At 70.7% G+C, this 1,595-nt stretch carries 1 protein-coding gene and 1 pseudogene; both read left to right on the forward strand.

Annotated features, from left to right (window positions below; translation table 11 throughout):
• Positions 1–141: 141 nt before the first annotated feature.
• On the forward strand, positions 142–1,302 hold the full coding sequence (locus CVM52_RS25590; protein ID WP_100165049.1) for a M24 family metallopeptidase: 1,161 nt from the start codon (positions 142–144) through the stop codon (positions 1,300–1,302).
• A pseudogene (locus CVM52_RS25595) lies at positions 1,303–1,595 on the forward strand (Asp/Glu racemase); the annotation flags it as partial.

The following is a 1,595-nucleotide window of genomic DNA, read 5'->3' on the forward strand; positions in this document are numbered from 1 at the left end:
CCGCGCCGGCGGAAGGCGGCGGCGCGCCTGAGCCTGCGGGCTTGACGGGCCGGGCGCGACGGGGTCCGGTGATCTCATGGAGATTCTGAAGCCCCCCTGTCGCAGCGGCGCCAAAGGGATGCGCGGCAAAGGCCCGGTCCGGTGACGCCGCCGGGCGGCTTTCCCGACACCGAATACCGCGCCCGTCTGGACCGGGCGCAGGCGATGATGGCGCAGGCGGGTCTGGCGGCGCTGTTGCTGACCACCGAGGCCGATATCCGTTATTTCACCGGGTTCCTCACCCGGTTCTGGGAAAGCCCGACGCGGCCCTGGTTTTTGGTGGTGCCGGCATCCGGCAGCCCGGTGGCGGTGATCCCGGCGATTGGCGCCGCGCTGATGGCGCAGACCTGGGTCAAGGATATCCGCAGCTGGCGCGCACCGGATTACGATGATGACGGCGTCAGCCTGCTGGCCGAGGCGCTGACCGAACGGGCCGGGGCGCATGGTGTGGTGGGGGTGCCGATGGGCCTGGAAAGCCATTTGCGGATGCCGCTGTCGGATTGGCATCGCCTGCAGGCCCGCGCCGGCGGCCTGGCCTTTCGCGACGATGCCGGCATCCTGCGCCGGTTGCGCGCGGTCAAATCCGAGGCCGAGATCGCGCGGATCCGGGCGATCTGCGGCATCGCCGGGCGCGCCTTTGCCCGCGTGCCCGAGATCGCCGGCGCCGGCGTGCCGCTCGACAGGGTGTTCCGCCGCTTCCAGATGCTGGGGCTGGAGGAGGGAGCGGATTGGGTGCCCTATCTGGCCGGCGGCGCCGGAACCGGCGGCTATGCCGATGTGATCTCGCCCGCCGGGCCGCGGCCGCTGGCGCCGGGCGATGTGCTGATGCTGGACACCGGCATGGTGCGCGACGGCTATTTCTGCGATTTCGACCGCAATTTCTCGGTCGGGCCGCCGGATGCTGCCACCGCCGCCGCGCATGACCGCTTGATCGACGCGGTGGATGCCGCCGCCGAGATCGCCCGCCCCGGCGCCAGCGCCGCCGATCTGTTCCATGCCATGGACCAGCTGTTGACCGGCGGGCAGGGATCCGCCGCCGGGCGGCTGGGCCACGGGCTGGGGATGCAACTGACCGAGGGTCTGTCGCTGATTCCGGCCGATCACACCCGCCTGGAAGCCGGAATGGTGTTGACGCTGGAGCCGGGCCTGGAGCTGGCCCCCGGGCGAATCATGGTGCATGAAGAAAATATCGTGATCCGCGACACCGGTGCCGATTTCCTGTCTCCCCGGGCCGGGCGCGGCATCCCGGTGCTGGAGGGCTGAGTGATTCCGCGTTTCGACTATCACCTGACATCCGCCGAGCGGCCGCGCCTGGGTCTGATCGTGTTGCAGGCCGATGAAAGGATCGAAAGTGATTTCCGCCGCCTGATCCCCGCCGGCACCGACCTGTTCGTGTCGCGCATTGCCAGCGGACGGGAGGTGACGCCCGACACGCTGGCCGAGATGGAGGCCCGGCTTCCGGCTTCGGCGGCGCTGTTGCCGCAGGCGCGCGCCTTTGACGCCATCGGCTATGCCTGCACCTCGGGCGCGGCGCAGATCGGCCCGGCGGCGGTGGC

Origin of the sequence: Pseudooceanicola lipolyticus, from assembly GCF_002786325.1 — a bacterium.
GTDB classification, from domain to species: Bacteria; Pseudomonadota; Alphaproteobacteria; order Rhodobacterales; family Rhodobacteraceae; genus Pseudooceanicola_C; species Pseudooceanicola_C lipolyticus.